At 36.5% G+C, this 17,247-nt stretch carries 14 protein-coding genes and 1 pseudogene; 1 reads left to right on the top strand and 14 read right to left on the bottom strand.

Annotated features, from left to right (window positions below; genetic code table 11):
• Positions 1 to 400: 400 nt before the first annotated feature.
• Together J0N78_RS02080 and J0N78_RS02075 are read right to left on the bottom strand one after the other, a co-directional pair.
• Positions 401 to 2,083 carry a methyl-accepting chemotaxis protein gene (locus tag J0N78_RS02080; RefSeq protein WP_209121329.1) on the bottom strand — a complete coding sequence of 561 codons (1,683 nt, stop codon included), beginning with the start codon at positions 2,081 to 2,083 and terminating at the stop codon, positions 401 to 403.
• 165 nt (positions 2,084 to 2,248) lie between these two features.
• The gene (locus J0N78_RS02075; protein ID WP_209121328.1) at positions 2,249 to 3,676 is read right to left on the bottom strand and encodes an MDR family MFS transporter; all 1,428 of its coding nucleotides are present in this window, start codon (positions 3,674 to 3,676) and stop codon (positions 2,249 to 2,251) included.
• Between the two features lie 206 nt (positions 3,677 to 3,882).
• On the opposite strand from J0N78_RS02075, the pseudogene J0N78_RS02070 reads away from it, so the two are divergent.
• A pseudogene (locus J0N78_RS02070) lies at positions 3,883 to 4,074 on the top strand (NAD(P)H-dependent oxidoreductase); the annotation flags it as partial.
• A gap of 110 nt (positions 4,075 to 4,184) precedes the next feature.
• Here the strand turns inward: J0N78_RS02070 and J0N78_RS02065 are convergent.
• The 12 genes from J0N78_RS02065 to J0N78_RS02010 form a co-directional block, all read right to left on the bottom strand.
• The gene (locus J0N78_RS02065) at positions 4,185 to 5,696 is read right to left on the bottom strand and encodes a flotillin family protein (protein WP_209121326.1); all 1,512 of its coding nucleotides are present in this window, start codon (positions 5,694 to 5,696) and stop codon (positions 4,185 to 4,187) included.
• 279 nt (positions 5,697 to 5,975) lie between these two features.
• Positions 5,976 to 6,830 carry a tryptophan 2,3-dioxygenase gene (gene kynA, locus J0N78_RS02060; RefSeq protein WP_209121325.1) on the bottom strand — a complete coding sequence of 285 codons (855 nt, stop codon included), beginning with the start codon at positions 6,828 to 6,830 and terminating at the stop codon, positions 5,976 to 5,978.
• A 52-nt stretch (positions 6,831 to 6,882) separates the two neighbouring features.
• On the bottom strand, positions 6,883 to 7,527 hold the full coding sequence (gene kynB, locus J0N78_RS02055) for an arylformamidase (RefSeq protein ID WP_374193844.1): 645 nt from the start codon (positions 7,525 to 7,527) through the stop codon (positions 6,883 to 6,885).
• A 196-nt stretch (positions 7,528 to 7,723) separates the two neighbouring features.
• Entirely contained in the window at positions 7,724 to 7,918 is a 195-nt protein-coding gene (locus J0N78_RS02050; protein ID WP_209121324.1) for a hypothetical protein, read from the bottom strand.
• 142 nt (positions 7,919 to 8,060) lie between these two features.
• Positions 8,061 to 9,053, bottom strand: coding sequence for a Gmad2 immunoglobulin-like domain-containing protein (locus tag J0N78_RS02045; RefSeq protein WP_209121323.1), 993 nt, complete (start codon positions 9,051 to 9,053; stop codon positions 8,061 to 8,063).
• A gap of 133 nt (positions 9,054 to 9,186) precedes the next feature.
• Positions 9,187 to 10,551: a sensor histidine kinase gene (locus tag J0N78_RS02040; RefSeq protein ID WP_209121322.1), complete on the bottom strand. Its 1,365-nt coding sequence runs from the start codon at positions 10,549 to 10,551 to the stop codon at positions 9,187 to 9,189.
• Positions 10,548 to 11,234, bottom strand: a complete 687-nt coding sequence (locus J0N78_RS02035; RefSeq protein WP_209121321.1) for a response regulator — start codon at positions 11,232 to 11,234, stop codon at positions 10,548 to 10,550. The genes J0N78_RS02040 and J0N78_RS02035 overlap by 4 nt, the downstream gene beginning before the upstream one ends.
• Before the next feature lie 22 nt (positions 11,235 to 11,256).
• A complete protein-coding gene (locus tag J0N78_RS02030) occupies positions 11,257 to 12,132 on the bottom strand; it encodes a glycerophosphodiester phosphodiesterase (RefSeq protein ID WP_209121320.1) in 876 nt (291 codons plus the stop codon).
• 172 nt (positions 12,133 to 12,304) lie between these two features.
• Positions 12,305 to 14,131 carry an IucA/IucC family protein gene (locus J0N78_RS02025; protein ID WP_209121319.1) on the bottom strand — a complete coding sequence of 609 codons (1,827 nt, stop codon included), beginning with the start codon at positions 14,129 to 14,131 and terminating at the stop codon, positions 12,305 to 12,307.
• A 19-nt stretch (positions 14,132 to 14,150) separates the two neighbouring features.
• Positions 14,151 to 15,350, bottom strand: coding sequence for an MFS transporter (locus tag J0N78_RS02020; protein WP_209121318.1), 1,200 nt, complete (start codon positions 15,348 to 15,350; stop codon positions 14,151 to 14,153).
• A gap of 3 nt (positions 15,351 to 15,353) precedes the next feature.
• Positions 15,354 to 16,715, bottom strand: coding sequence for a lysine N(6)-hydroxylase/L-ornithine N(5)-oxygenase family protein (locus J0N78_RS02015; protein ID WP_209121317.1), 1,362 nt, complete (start codon positions 16,713 to 16,715; stop codon positions 15,354 to 15,356).
• Positions 16,684 to 17,241, bottom strand: coding sequence for a GNAT family N-acetyltransferase (locus tag J0N78_RS02010; RefSeq protein WP_209121411.1), 558 nt, complete (start codon positions 17,239 to 17,241; stop codon positions 16,684 to 16,686). The genes J0N78_RS02015 and J0N78_RS02010 overlap by 32 nt, the downstream gene beginning before the upstream one ends.
• Positions 17,242 to 17,247 lie beyond the last annotated feature (6 nt).

Genomic DNA, 17,247 nt, shown 5'->3' with positions numbered 1-17,247 from the left:
CAAATCAAACGAAAGAAACGGGATAGAACTCCAAATGAGATAACGCTTTCAAAGTAACCGGTTTTCGACCGTACGATCGGTCGGTTTAGCCTAATGTTACCTACTAGCAGTCATTGCGATCACATTATTTTTGCCATAACTAACTAGTCAGTATGTATATTCTTATAAACACTATAAAATAGCTGAGGAGCTGTGTCAATTATTTTATCGAATTTTCTGAATAAAGACACATATTTACAAATTTCACGGTTGTTTCGACACTTCTTCAGCATGGGCCTCACTTTGTCCCCTAAGAGTATGAGATAAATCGAGTAAAAATCGATAGGCTTTAAAAAAAGAGTAATTCAATACATGTTTATTGAATTACCCTTTTTCATATAATCTATTAATGTGAAAAACTTTACACTGTAAACCTCTTAACAGAGTTCTGTAATTCTTCTGCCATCTGACTCAACGTTTCTGCTGAAGCTGTTATTTCTTGCATAGAAGCATTTTGTTCTTCTGCTGAAGAGGCTACATTTTGTGAATTGCTCGCTGAATTCTTTGTGATTTCCGTCATTTCATTTACGGAGCTAATCATTGTATCTGAACTGACTGTAACTTCATGTAAAGCAATAGCAACTTCTTGTATTTGTGACAAAACTTGATCAATAGCGCCATTAATACCTTCAAAAGAATCACCAGCATTTTCAGCATAAACAATTCCCTCTTCTACTGCCTGCTTTACATTATCCATAGCTAACACAGATTCATGTATGCCTTTTTGGATGTCATTTATGAGCATACCAATTTGCCCAGCAGATTGACTAGATTGCTCAGCCAATTTACGGACCTCATCTGCAACAACTGCAAAGCCTTTTCCATGCTCACCAGCTCTTGCAGCTTCAATTGCAGCATTTAACGCTAATAAATTGGTTTGTTCTGCAACATCAGTTATAAGGTTAATAATATTACCTATTTCAGTTGATTTATCTCCTAATTTTTTAACAATTTCAGATGTCGTCATCGTTTTTTCGTTGATGTTCAACTTCATATGTTCGACAGACCTCATAATAACGCCAGTTCCTTCATTAGCTTTTTCATAAGAGATACCTGCTAAATGATGTACTTCGTCCATATTATGCGCAATTTTCCCCATACCATTTGATATTTCATTTGCCACTTCTGTTAAAGAGTTTGCACCCTCTGCTTGTCTTTCAGCTCCCGAAGCTACTTCTTGAATAGAATTTGTAATACTATCTGTAGCCGTGCTCGTTTCCTCTGCACTAGCAGTTAATTGTTCGGCTGATACTGCAACTTGATCGGAAGTACTAGAAATTTGGAAGATTAGATCACGTAGTTGATCTACCATCTTATTCATTGCATCACTCATACGCCCGATTTCATCTTTCGAATTTACATTTATTTTTTCAATCTGAAGATTTCCTTTACTAATATTATCCGCTGTCTCAGCTACTCGATTTAAAGATTTAGATAAGTAGCTGCTAAAGAATATAACAAGCAGTGTACCTATCACTATAGCTATGCTAATAGCTACAATAAGGACAACTTTTGTATGAGATATAGCGGCTTTAGCACTTTCTCCAGCGGACTCTAAATCTAAAACTATTAAGTCGGATAACTCGAGTGCGGCCATCGCCGTTTCTTCTCTAATCTTATTCAATTCTTCCATAATAGATTGATTGGCACCTTCAATTAGTATCAATTGATCTTTAGCTTGATCCATTTTTCGATTGTTCTGGGCAATCAGTTGGTATAACTCTTGTTGCTTATCAGTCTCCATGCGACTTTCGATTTCCTCTAGAATGCTAGTAAGTTTCGTATTAAATTCATCGTATGAATTTTGATTAAAGCTGCCAGTACGTTCATATTCACTTATTTGGATAAACTTTGCACGAAATATTGCGGCTATATCGGTTATTATTAGAGCACGTTCTCCACGATGCTCTAATGTTTCGACCTCATGATTTGCTTTATCTAATTCTAAGAAAACAAATGCAAATCCCCCGAAAAATGATAGCAATACAATGCTAAAAATTAAAAATAATTTAATACGAATCGATAAATTTTTTAAAAAAGACAAAATAAAAAATCCTCCTTATCATGTTGTTATCCCACTTCTATCGTACACTTCAAAAAGACCTGTGAATATCTTACCACAATATTCTAATAATTCACCAAAAAATACAACTTTTTATCTACTTTTTATTTAAGAATAAGAAAGTTTAAATGACCCCTTCCTTGCACTTTAAGCTTGAGTAAAATCTGGAGCAATAGACTTTTTGATAAAAAGTGCGATCAATAATGCTACCACACATAAAGCCAGTGCAAACCAATACGCATGGTGTACACCATATGTCATCGCTTCAGTTATGAGTTGCTCACTAATTGGACTTGATTGTTCTTCTAAGAAATTGGTGCGACTTTGAGTCATTATACTTACAAAGACCGAAACTCCTAATGCGCCTGCAATTGGCTGTAATGTGCTTGCGATTGCTGTCCCATGTGGGTATAACTTCTGCGGTAATATATTTAATGCATTCGTTTGCGCAGGCATCATTATTGCCGAAATCGACATCATCAATGCAATATACACAAGGATAAATGACCAAATCGGGATTGAAGTACTTATGTTACTATAGAAAATCATAACTCCGACTAATACAATAGTACCAGGTATGATCAATTTCCTTGGACCGTACTTGTCGAATAATGTTCCCATTATGGGTGACATGACGCCGTTTAATAATGCTCCTGGTAAAAGTAACAGACCAGCTACCTTTGCAGAATATCCAAGTGGTCCTTGTAAATACATGGGCATCACAATCTCAGAAGCAAACATGGCCATAATGACAATGACAAAAAGGCTGATTCCACGTGAAAAACTATTATATTTAAACACACGGACATCTAATAATGGTTCATCTAATTTCAATTGACGCCATACGAACATCGTTAAACTAATTAAACTAATTAATATGATAGAAATGATCGTGACGGATCTAAACCCTTCCGAATCTTCCCCTGCACTGCTAAATCCATAAACGACTCCTCCAATTCCGATTGTAGATAGAATAATCGAGAAAATATCTACTTTAGGACGAGTTACTTCTCCAACGTTTTCCAAAAATTTCAAAGCAAATAAAATCGAAAATACAGCAAAAGGAATAACGGTGATGAATAACCAGCGCCACCCCACTAAGTCAACAATAACTCCAGACAAAGTGGGGCCGATTGCCGGAGCAAACATAATGACTAACCCAAACGTCCCCATAATTTTCCCACGAACTTCTGGTCGATAAATGAAAAGAAAAGCATTCATAATAACAGGTATTAATAACCCAGTACCTACAGCTTGGATCATTCTCCCAGCTAAAAGCATAGAAAAATTAATAGCACACGCAGCAATAACTGTCCCGAATAAAAATACAGTCATGATACCGATAAACATTTGTCTTGTAGTGAACCACTGAATCAACAAGGCAGAAACAGGCATTAATACACCCATCACCAGCATAAATCCAGTTACCAACCATTGAATTGTTGGAGCATCAACATTGAAAACTCTCATTAATTCCGTTAGGGCAATGTTCAACAAGGTTTCGTTTAATATTGCAAAAAATGCACCAATCATAAAGGTGATTAGGATCGCTTTTGAATTGATTTTTGTTTTCATATTTTCCTCCAAAATTTTAAACATCAACAAGAACACTTATCTATAATCCAATATTTCTGTAAATTTCTCAAGTCATTTCGCTCCACTACTAAATGTTTTAATCCATCTCGAATGCTATTAACCCTGAATTAGGTTTTTTTATCGGGTAAACGGGGTGTAAAAAAAGAGTATTAATTGTAAATTAACGCAATTATAATTTCATTCTTCAGGAGGAGGATCTTCACCATCTAGAAATTGATCGTTCGATGTTGGATTGGGCTGGGAAACAATCATACATTGCTTTAGCCATTATGATGACAGCTGCTGCCCTAATCGGAATTAACTCAGGCCCTATTAAAGGATTTGGCTTTGATAAAGTACAAAAAATTTTAGAAGAAGAAAATTTACTTGAAGATGGTCCATAGTAACAAATAGTTACAAATGTTCCCAATATAAATAAATGGACGCTAACTATTATGAACAGCACCCCAAATGTTAGACACGAACTAACATTTGGGGTGCTGTTTTTCTATGGCTTAGTTTCAATATTTGTAGTTTCTGCGTTCTGACTATGATTAGGCTGAGCTGCTTCTGTACGTACGACAGTATGAGTATTTCCTCTATTTACGAGGTCCGTTAATAGCTTTGAAATATCAAGTCCGGTCAGCTCTTTTAAAGGCTCTTGCACTTGTGCCATGGTGTTTGTAATACTTTTACTATACGAGGCTACTCCGTTACCATTACCGGTGTCGATAATTTTCACAGATTCAATATTAGATAATGGTTTAGAAATGGCTTCAGCAAACTGTGGTAACATTTCGATTAGTTTTTCGACAATAATGACTTCACCATGTTTAGCAATGGCTTCAGCCAATAAACGTTTCGCTTCAGCTTCGGCTTCCCCGCGCTTACGAATAACTTCTGCCTCAGCAAGACCTTCTTCCCGTTTAATCCTCGCCTTCGTTTCCCCTTCAATCCGAGATTTCTCAGCATCTGCTTCTGCTTTTTTCGTAGTTTCATAGAAGTTAGCGTCAGTTTTAGCTTTACGGACTTTTGCTTCTTCTTCCTCTAACTTTACAGCACGTTCTCTTTCAAGGTGCTTAATCCGTAGTTCTTCTTCCTTTTTACGTGCAAGGAGTTGAAGCTCCTCTTCTTGAACTTCTTTGTCTAGTTTTGCTTTTTCTAACTGATACGACTGCTCTGATTTCGCGCGCGCCCGTTCCGTCTCTTCTCTAATTGCTGCGTCTTTTAGGTCTTTCTCTTTTTGAGCCTCTGAAATTTCAATTTGTCGTTGAAACTCCTGTTCCTTCGCTTCTTTGTCATTGTTCGCTCGGTGAATACGTGTCTCCTTATCGCTATCAGACTCAGCAAGTTCGGCACGTTTTCGAACTTCAGCAATGCGTGGTCGACCTAAGTTCTCGAGGTATCCATTTTCTGGGTCAGCATCACGTAAGTCTTGTAATCCTAATGATGTGATTTTGAAACCCATACTATCTAACTGATTTTGTGCAACCTCAGTTACTTGTTTGTTAAAGCCTTCTCGATCTTCGTTAATTTCTTCTACCGTCATTTTCGATAAAATCGCCCGTAAGTTTGCATTAAGTACTTCTGAAATTTCACTTTCAATTTCTTTTTGCTCCTTACCTAAAAACTGCTCAGCATAAATGGCAATCCCTTTTAATGTGTCAGACACTGTGACCATTGCAACGGCATCCGCAATAATTGGAACCCCGCCATTTGTAAAAACGCGCGGTGTAGTTAGCTTTAATTGAAATGACGTTAAATCAACAGGTGTTGCCGTTTGGTGCATCTTTAGTAGATGACCACCACCACGAATGATCTTAATTGAACGACCTTCATTATCCGTAAAAATATTGGTTTCTTTATTGGGATCTCCTAATTTTGGACCAGCTATAATTAATGCTTCATTTGATCTCGCAGTCTTATAGCGAAATTTCATCCAGAACCACCAAATAACTCCCCCAATTGCAGCCAGTATCAATACTGGAATTAAAAATGCCAGAAAAGTTAAAATCGTCATGTAACCGCCTCCTAAGAAAAATGAAATAGTAATGATGATGGCTTCACAATGATTGCCACCTTATGTATTGCTATATCTTACTTACGAATGAAAATGTAAAAAGTTTCACATATTTGTAAAAATCTTTATAAATCATCAAGTTGTATCTTCTTTTCAACACATATTTATGCTCATATTGGCAAACTACCAGCTATATTATTAAAAACCTTATCCAAGAATAATCTTTTGGATAAGGTTTTCTTTGTCTTTCATATGATATGTCATGTGTAAAAAAATGGCTTACAGCTCAGTACGGAGATCCCACAATTCAGGAAAGAAACGTTGGTCTAATACTTTCTTCAAATAATTGACTCCGCTAGAGCCTCCTGTTCCAACCTTAAAACCGATAATTCGTTCAACGGTTTTCATATGACGAAAACGCCATTGCTGGTGACAATCTTCTATATCAACAAGTTTTTCTGCCAGCTCATATAGATCCCAATACTGATCTACATCTCGATAAACTTCCAACCATGCCTTACGCACAGTTCGATCTCCCTGATATGGGGTGGAGTAATCTCTGTTAAGCACGTTAGAGTGAATAGGAAATCCAGCTTTATTCAGTTGCATTATTGCTACATCATAAATTCCAGGGGATTTATATGCTTTTTCTAATTTTGCATAAAGTTCTAGATCCTTTTTGTAAATCTTTAAGATATGATCAGTTTTATAACCAAGTGCAAATTCAATCATCCGATATTGAAAGGATTGAAACCCAGAGGCCTGACCTAGGGAGCTGCGAAATTCCGTATATTCAGAAGGGGTCAAAGTTGATAGGACGTCCCAAGCTTGAATCACTTGAGATTGAATTTTCGATACTCTTGCTAATTGTTTGAAGGAAGTAGATAAATCGTCCTTCTCAATCGATTCTATCGCTGCATTTAATTCGTGGAGAATGAGTTTCATCCATAGTTCACTAACCTGATGAATGATAATAAAGAGCATTTCATCATGATGGTTAGATAATCTCTTTTGGCTAGACAAGACTTGATCAAGTTGTAAGTATTCACCGTAGGTCATTAGATTTGTGAAATCAGTATGAATATTCTTTTCCGATGCAGTTGTAGAGTTGCGTTTCTTTTTATCATAATCCATCCTCGCACCCCTCCATAATGGAACCTTTTGGAACCTTTTTTAATGGCTCTACCTAGAGCGGTCTAACGACAGCTCGAACAGGACTTCCATCTGCTTCTTTTAGCGGAAGTGGCAGAGCAATCAACTCATAATCTCCAGGATCAATATGGTCTAGCATGACGTTCTCTAAAATGTGTATTCCATGGTCATACAAAGCATGATGCCCCTCTAGTTCCTTACTATCAAGGGGATCAACAGAAGGAACATCAACCCCGATTAAGATAATTCCTTTCTCTTTTAAAAAGCCAACACTACCTTTCGTCAAATAAGGAATTTCTTTTGGAAATAAGCTCGGGTTATTTGGGATTGACGTTTTTAGTAATAACCGTGTCACACCGTCTAAATCATATTGCGCCAATACGTCCTCATCAATTTTCATATAAGACGACACATCGATAATACGACACGGGCCAATATATACATTAATGTCCAAGTCAAGCACTTTTGTGCCATCATTCTTAAAGTGAAACGGAGCATCGATATGTGTCCCAATGTGCACACTTGTAGTAATTTGACCAATATTAACCGATCCAGTCTGTTCTTTTGTATAACTAACTTCATAAGAAAATGGTGTATCCTCAGGCCAATGGGCAATCGTTTCGGTTAATGGTTGAGATATATCAATCCATTTTTTCTTCATATCTACTTTATCTTTCATAAAATACCCCTCCTATCTAGTAAAATATGGCTTTAGTAAATCTATTATTCGATTTTATCATCATTTTCTAAATAGCATGACCAAAGGAAATAATAATTCCATAAAAAATCTGACACCATACGAAGTGTCAGATTTATATGTTAACCAGAACGATGTCAATAAATAAAAAGTAAAACAGAACATAGGTTGTAGCCTTTTAAAATGGTTTATTGGGTTCGTAAGTTGGCTGTTGATTTTTTGCTTCATATTGACGACTTTTGGCTACCGCTTCTTGCACACTTTCATCCAAAGAAAACTCTGTATCCACTTCGGTAAACTGTCCTGTTTGATTTTGATTGGCTATTATTTGCTTTTGTTGGTCTACCTGAGTTGATTTTCGTTGTTTCTTCATATTTTCCTCTCCTTTTTATCCAATGTATATGCGTAGATTTTGCATAAACGGATGTTTTATACAACGGATTCTTTAGAGAATCAAATCGTTTCTTAAAGTGCTATATATAAAATTATATTTATATTTTATTAAACAATGTGAATTAATTTTTAATCTTGACTGGGATTTTTAATTCATTAATTCTTGAACCGTCTTTAGCACTTTCCTCGAAAAGAATCACTCGACCTGAATTGCTAGTTACCTCATCAAGTTCAATAATAATCTCGAATTCGCCCCATTCGGGTGCACCACTTGCCGCTGTTGTGAAGCCTTCATCTAGCATATAGTGGCCATCTTCAAATTCATATAATATCGTCCCTTCAAAAACTCGTGCTAAACCACTTACAACGATCCGATCCTTCACTTCACTGTTAGGTGTAGGTTCAAAAATTCGGAAAGCTACATTTTGCAATACGATTTCACGAGAATCCTTTTCATCCACCCACAGGTAGCTTTCCGGATCATTAGCTTCAATTGGATCACCTGTATAAAGATGTCCGAGCAATGTTTCGCCAACTCTTCCTTCTACTAAAATTTGTGTCCGATCAAATCCGAATTGCTGCATGATCATCGCAATCTGTTCAGCAAACATTAATTCACCGCTTGAGCCTAAATTACTTTCCTGAATCTCTTTTGAAAAACTTACATGGGCGATTCCATCAACTTCTTCAACATACTCTATGATCACATCTGAATCGATTAATCCCGTTAATTCTTCATGGTCGGGTCCTTTAATCCAATTTTCAAGTGCGGCCTTTGTCACATCTTCTCCTTTTCTTACAACAATCTCTTTTTCAACACGATAAGTAGACATTAAATCATGATCTGGGAAGTAAAGTACAACTTGATGTGTTTCATCCTTTTCATCAGGTGTAGGAGATAAATTGGATTCATCAACAGCTCCCTCATCATTTAGTTGTTCTTCTCCATTAGTCCGTCCATCTTGCTCTTCCACTTCTCCTGGTTCTTCTGAAGGAGTATTTATTTCCTCATCATGCGGTTGATTCATTTGATCCGGTTCTACATTACGACCGCAAGCGGTAAAGATTACGATACTTACTAACAAAATCAGCAAAAGGGTCCAGATTCTTTTCACTATACTAACCTCCTTGTAAATTATAAGTAGTACGCCAAGAATCACCTTACTTTGTACTTACTTATTCCGGCTTAGTTATACTATAGTAACGTTTTGTATCATGGAAATTTAAGAAATGTAACAATTTTGTTACTTAAGTATTTTGTAAAAATAAGTGTATACACGTTCCTTCATTTTGAACTGTATCAATAGTAATCGACCCCTTATGCAACTCAATCATCTGTTTGACTATCGTTAATCCTAAACCGCTCCCTTCTTGATTCCATGCCGTCGCATCATTGGCACGATAAAATGGTTCATATATATGAGGAAGATCTTCTTTGGAGATCCCAATCCCAAGATCACACACACTAATCTGAATGTTCCCTTTATCTTGTTGAATGCTAATTTCTACAGATTGACCTTTTGGAGAATAGCGAATCGCATTTGAAACTACGTTATCCAATCCACGCAGAAACAATGCTCGATCGACAAATAAATGAACAGGCTCAAAATCAAAATCTAGTACTATTTGTTTGTCTTGGGCTATATGTTGAAAGGACCGTAGGAGGTGACGCTGGATGTCTTGTGTATGAAGTTTGTTTTTATTAAGTTGTTTATCCCATATACGATTAATATGTAATAATTGGTCAACCATTTGCTTCATTTTTTGAACTTGGAATGATAAGTCTTGTACAAATTCGTCAAATGTCTCTTCTTTTTCACGTACATAAGGTAAATTCTCAAGGATCAGTTGTATCGTTGCCAATGGCGTTTTTAATTCATGTGAGGAAGTGCTCAGAAACCTTCGTTGACGTTCATCATATAGATTTAATTCTTCAACCATATTTTGTAACGCATTAATTAGTTCTTTAACCTCATCATTTCGCCGATGTTTAACGGAAAAAGAACGTTTTTGTGGCGTTATTTTTTTTAAATGGAAAATAATTTCACGGATTGGTTTCGAAAACCACGTTGAAACAAAATATGAAATAAAAAAGAAAACAGCTAAAGCGATAAGTAGCGTATAAACCATCCATTTCTGAAATGCCTTAACTTCAGTGTACAGTTGGTCTGCTTTCTGAATCATTAATAAATAACCTTTATTATCTAACTTCTGAAAGGGAAATAAAGTATACTGAACATAGCCGAAAGGATCTGTTTTAATAAAAAGTGATCCTGGAGCTGTGTCTCGTTCTAATATAGTAAGATTTAAGCTAGTATTCGACTTTAGCTGTTGATAACTATCTGCATAAACATTTTTGTTATGATCCAACATAATCAATCTGCCATTTACCTGTTCGCTGTACCTTTGAAGGTAACCGATACTACGGTTTGGTGTATAAGGGTATGTATCTTTGATTTCATCAATAATGGGAGTGCCTTGAGCAATAGCTATTTGTTCGTAGCCTTCTTGTAAGCGTTGTTCATACGTAGATAAAACAAACATGTAAACAACAAAACAGACAATAAGAAATAAACTAGAAAAAATCAACCACAATTGGTATTGAATTTTCATGCGTTTTCTCCAAAACGGTAACCCATACCTCTTACGGCTTGAAAATATTTTTTACCTGAAAGCTCCATTAATTTTTTTCGTAATCGACTGATAGTGACATCTACCGTTCTTTCACTATATTCCAGTGACCCTCCCCAAATCTGCTCATATAAATATTCCCTTGAGTAGACATTATTCGGCTTGTTCATTAAGATTTCCATCAATTTATACTCATTAGCAGTAAGCGAAATCGAATGGTCTTTGTATAAAATAAGTAGCTTTGCACGATCTAATGTTAGACCCTCGTATTGAAGCAAATGCTCTACCCGTTCATTATTTGAAGTGTCATTTCTTCTTAGCAAAGCATGAATTCTAGCTAATAATTCTCGTTGATCAAACGGTTTAACGATATAATCATCTGCACCTAGCTCTAAGCCAATAATTTTATCTAAAATTTCACCTTTTGCTGTAATCATAATAATCGGTACATTTGATTCTTTCCGTATTTGTTTACAAAGTTCTAAACCGTCTTTCTTTGGTAAAGTCCAATCTAGTAAGATCAGATCATAGGATATTGTTGAATAAGATAGCCAACCTGCTTCACCATCATATTCGATATCCACTTGATAGCCTTCTCTTTCTAGAAAAAAGGCAATATTTTTAGCTAATATTTTTTCGTCTTCAACGAGTAAAAAATGCTTCATTACTAATTTCCTCCTCTATTGGTTACTTATGCATATTTTTTGGAACATAGTCAGGGTAGTCTGTAATAATCCCATCAACACCAGCATTAACCAAAGGAGCTACCTGGTCTTTTTTACGAACAGTCCATGTCATGATTTTCATATCAAGAGAATGGATCTTATTTACTAATTTTTTTGTTACTAAGCGGCGGCTCGTATTGACATAGTCGGCATAAAATGTGAATTCTTTCAAACGCGTGTCCGTTAGATCTTTCTTCTTCGATGTAAGGACAGCCCTTGGAACATCTGGCAATAGTTCATGTAGTTTTTTTACGGTATTAAAATCAAAAGACTGCACCAAAATTTCTCCATTACAAGGTTTGTTCAGGTTACGTTCAATAAGAATCTCCGCAACTTTTTGTTCAATCCCTAAATATAAATTAGGAGCTTTAATTTCAATCACAAATCCAATTTTCCCATAAAATGTATCTAAAACTTCTTCAAAAGTAGGGATCTGCTCACCTACAAATTTTGTTCCAAAATAGCTACCTGCATCTAATTGTTTTAATTCCTTTACCGTCAAGTCTTTAACCATGACTTGTTCTACTGAGTCAATATTAGTTGTACGGTTGACTGTTGTATCATGAATGACAACTAATTCGCCATCTTCACTCATTTGTACGTCTAGCTCGATGAAATCCGCTTTCATTTCTATGGCTTTTTGAAAAGCTGCCATCGTATTTTCCGGTGCATAACCTGTTGCACCACGATGAGCTACTATGTACTGATGTATATTATCATTGCCATAATTATTTGAAGTTCTAGCTGATGGTATTTTTGCTGTAAATCTATCAGTTAAAAATCTATGATATAAAGCTTTTGATGCTAAATATCTCTTCCATTTTAGCTTACTGAACATAAAAACACCTCTTTGGAAACACCAAATATACAACAAACTGGATTGATACTTCTAATTTCTATTATAACTCAAAAAAACTGAGTATCCTTATTTAGGACACTCAGTTTTTTATGTTTAATCATCAAGCACTTGAACAATTGTTTCTTTCGTGTTATTCCTCTACCTATATAATTTATACTTCTAACACGGCCACAAGATGTAATGGATTTTGAACTTTTCCGAATTCCGACGCATGTGGACGATCGTCATCATCTTCGTACCCATAATCAATCATTCGATTACGGTTCAAGCATAGCTTCGTAAACGATGGTCGTAATAAATCAAATAGTTGAAACCGTTCCGATAGTTCTGGGAAGCGATTTTGATACTGAATAATTGTTTCTCTTAATACCAACCAAAACCTTTCTTCTTCATAGTGAAAATAGGTTTCAAGAATATCCGTTAAGTAACGGAAATGACAAACAAATAGTCCAGTGAAAATAAATTGACATAACCCTTCTGCTCCTTCACTGCGAAGAACGGTCTTTAATTCCTTCGGTAACTGCTGTAATTCAGGGAGAGGTTCGTCACTGACGTTTACATCATCCACAAAGTCTTTCATCGCTAATCGATGCGGGATAAAATTTTTTAACACTAATACGGTATTTTGCCCATGTGGTGAAAAGACCGTGCCATATTTATATAAGTAATGTAGAAGAGGAGGTAATGCGACGCTGAATAATTTTTCAACCCACTTATTCACCGTTAGTCCAGATCGTTCAATTAATGAAGCAACAAATGGCTTTCCTGCCTTGTCTTTATAAAGAAGAGAAGCTAAAGTTATCGGTTGCTCTCCGTCTTCTAGAAAAGAATAGATGCTTTCACGCCAAATACTTCCTAACATTTCTAAATATTGATACGGTGCACCGTTCAACTTTGAATAATATGGGTGCTCATAGTTAATACTCGCTACTTCCCCTGGCAGGATAATTCGGCACTCCTCTCGCAAGAAAGCGTCCTGATCGCGAATATTCTGGATATAATCAGTAATGACCGGTGCTACTACCGTTCGTTCCCCTGGGAGACCACGATAAACTAACGTATTTAAAATACTCATTGGTAATTTCACGTGATGTTTTTCTTTATGAGTTGTATTGACAAATGTACGAATCGACTGCTGTGGAAGGTAATCATCTTCACCTTCACCAAGTGGAATCATTTTCTTTCTGGCAATATCCTCAGGAAAATATTGAATGATAATATTATTCCATTGCCAAGGGTGGATTGGTACAAAGAAATAGTCTGAAGGCTCTACCCCTTCGTTTAATAAGATTTTCATAAAATCTTCGTATCGTTCTTTACTTAGCTCAGCTTCAATAAACGTCTTATAATCGATTTTAGAAATCGATTGGAAGGTTGCATATTCTTGATCAACAGCAGCCCACAAAAGCTTGATTTGTTTCTTTTGTTCTGGTGCATACGAAAGGTAATCTTGGTAGTCAAATCCAATCCGACCTTTATTATATGTGATCCACGGATGACCCTCCATCTCACCTTCTAACTCACCGTAATCCATATCAACTAGCTCTTCGACACTTTGGTTTTCCTTACTCTGTAAAATGTGTGCATCTGCTAATAGTGTGTTGTTATATTCTTTAATGAGATGCCCTGTTGTCAATGGGTTCATGCCAACGGTTTGCTGAATATCTAAAATAAATTGAATCGGATTCTGAGTTATTTCCCATTGCCCATTGCGTAAACACTGGATCGTTTCCGGATCAATTCGATAGCTATCCATCATCCGTTCTTTCCCTTTAAATCGATAGCAGATTTCGTGGTCGTTCTCACCCGCCTTAATGACTAGCTGATAAACGGTACTAGACTCTGTTTCTTCAATAATCTCAGGGTGGATAATTTCTTCGTACATGAACTCTGAAATCATTTTCGCTAATAAGTTTAGACCGACTTCATTCCAACGATCTGGTGTTAACGTCTCTTTTACTTGGTATAATTTTTGCATGCTTTCACTCTCCTTTTCGTTATACAATATCTTTTTCCAAAGCTACTTCTTTGACTGGAGACTTTGTATCTTTAAATAAAATTAAATGAGCGACTAATAATATGAAAAGACAAATCGCTCCAGCAAAAACAAATGGGGCAGCTAAGTTATAAGTAAGCACTGACGTTGATGCAAGAATTGGCGCAACTAATAAACCTGCATTTTGAAATGACGATGCGATTGAATAATTCAAGCTTAATTGATCATTACTTTTATGGAATAAGTAAACCTCTAGCGCTGATTGTGCTATCGCTAGAAAAAATCCGTAAAAGACCCTTCCGATACATAGAATAATTAAACTACTTGGCATTCCTTGTAAAAATAGACTGATAGATAAAATGCCTAATGCAACAGCAAATATAACCGGTAATTTTTGAGGTAACATGATTTTCCGAATCAGTGGATAAGCAATAATCGCCATTACACTCGGAATTAAAAATAAGACACTACTTTCAACGAAGGAAAGCTGAAAATCTTGGATCGTATACGTTGTAAAATATGGACGAATCATATTGTTAGCAGCGTGAAAGGCTAAAATGATGAGCCCTATCGTTAATAAAAAATGGATGTTTCTTCCGGCAAGCTGAACCGAATCTTTTTTAGGAACCGCTTTTTTCCTAGATGACAGCTTTCGAAATGTAAACCACCCCATAAACCATAGAATAATTTCAATTGCTGCTAGTCCATAGAATACGAATAATGGCTCATCTAGTTTGATGATCCAAGCACCTGATAATGTCCCTAATATGATCGCTCCGTGAAAAACCATATGGTACGTTCCAACGACTGCAGAACGTTTGTCCTCCCCACTGCGTTCAATCAGTAAAGGATAAATGAGAAAGAAACTGCTTTTTCCGATTAAAAGTAAGACCGTAAATATTACAAACGATGTAACATGCTCAGCCCCTCCCATGCCAAGCATCATAACAACGGAAATCCATTGACCTGTATATAACAGGTGCTTGATTTCAAAATACTTAGAAAGGACGCCCCAAATTGGTACCGCAATTACAACCGTTAGTCTCGCGATAAATATATAAAAAGCCGTAAACTCCAAATCGACAATACCAAACACTTTTTCAAAAAACTGCGGATAAAACGGGGATAGGGCCACATCTGTAAACACTAAATAAAAGATCAGGAAAAATAGCATCGGCTGAATCGCTTTATTTGATGTCATTTATTAAACTCCAAATTGCTGAAAAACATTCCGCTGTCGAACAGGATATAATTCCCTACCGACAAGTTGATTGATAATCATTGAGTTTCGATAGGCGCCTAACCCCAAATCCGGTGCCCCGACTCCATGTGTATGCATCTCACCGTTTTGAATGAAAATTTGATTAGCGATCTCTTTCGTCAACTTCAGCTGATAATTTTCCTCTACTAAATATCGACCTTTTTCATCCCATTGAATAAGAGAGTTTAAGTTTGAAATAAACGGTGGAATCAAGTGCTGATAACCAGTCGCCGCAACAATCATTTCGCTTTCATGGATGAACGTTTTTTCTTGTTCCCATTGATTGCAAAGTAATTGAAGCTTTCTTTTCGTACCAGTCTCTATCTCCTTCACTTCCATCACTTCCGTTTTTGGAAGCAAGCGAACAGGTGGTTTTTCCCCGCTAACTGTAGATTCATATAGAGCATCATAAATATCTGCAATCGTTTTTGCACTAATTCCTTTATATAACAAATCCTGCTTTGGCAATTGCTCGTCCTTTTTTTCCTGAGATAACCGATAAAAATAATTCGTATAATCTGGGGAAAAATGCTCTAAGCCAAGCTTTGAGTACTCCATTGGGAAGAATCCCTTTGATCTTGTATACCAATCTAAATGATAGCTATACCTAGTCTGTTCTTTTAGTAATTCAAGAAATACTTCTGCCGCACTTTGACCTGACCCTACTACAGTTATTGATTTCGCTTTTCGTAATTGCTCTCGATTAGGTAAAAATTGTGCAGAATGAAAAAGCTGTTCTGAGGAGTGTCCAATCATACTATCTGGAACATAAGGTACACTACCAATACCAATCACGAGATGACGTGAATAATAGTAGTTGACATTCCCTGATTCCATATCCATCGTTTCGACTTTAAAGTAACCATTTTCGCTGTTGATCTCACCTTCAAACCAGCTCACTTCTGCAAAATCGGTCTTCCACTCAACCGCCGTAACTTTTTGACCAAAGCAGCAGTTTGTTAGTTGTTCAGACACCCATTGACAATAATGATTGTACTCCCGCCTTGGAATATGAAATCGTTCTAAAAAATAAAATTTATACAAGCGCTCGTGCTCATGTAAGTAATTCAGAAAACTAAACCTACTCTTCGGATTTGCCATCGTTACAGCATCAGCTAAAAACGGAACTTGAAGTGTCGTTTCTTCAATCAGAAGCCCCCCGTGCCACTCAAAATAGGCCTTTTGTTCAAAAAATAACGTCTTTATTTCCGTGCTCTCTTCCGCCAGGGCAGCTAATCCAAGATTAAACGGACCAATTCCAATACCAATAACATCATACATACTGTTGTTCGATTTTCTTGACATGTTTCCACCTCTTAAAAAATGTTGTACGCTCACAAAACATTAGCAAGCCGCGTTTATCTGGTAGATCGATTTCTTTTTGTGGTTCGAACCCACACTTTTTAAAGATATGAATCATCTTGTCATTACGAATATCTGGTTCAGCCACAATTTTCTTAGTGCTTTCATGCTGAAAACGAAAGGCAACGATTGCCCGTAAAAGAGGGAGTGCCAACCCTTTTCCTAAAAATTTCTGTGGGCCAAACAATAGATGTATTCCTTGATCCTCTAGTCTCACATCATAGTAATCGGCAATGATATCATCTTTTGCCCAATAACATTCCCAATAACTCATCGGTTCTCCGTTGATGTGACCGATATATAAAGTTTGGTGTTGGTCTTGCAGGAGTTTTTCTAAATGAGCCTTATATTCAGGAAGAGGAAAATTTTGCTTCCAAAACGGAATGACATGGTCTTGGTGATGCCAATAATGCAAGCGCTCCAAATCCTCCTCTAGTTTAACTTGTCGAAAAGAGATCTCATAACCAATCTCTTC

Source organism: Alkalihalobacillus sp. BA299 (assembly GCF_017745675.1).
Lineage (GTDB): Bacteria > Bacillota > Bacilli > Bacillales > Bacillaceae_F > Alkalihalobacterium.
Note: the sequence above shows the minus strand (reverse complement) of the source record. Positions and strands in the feature narration are given on the sequence as shown.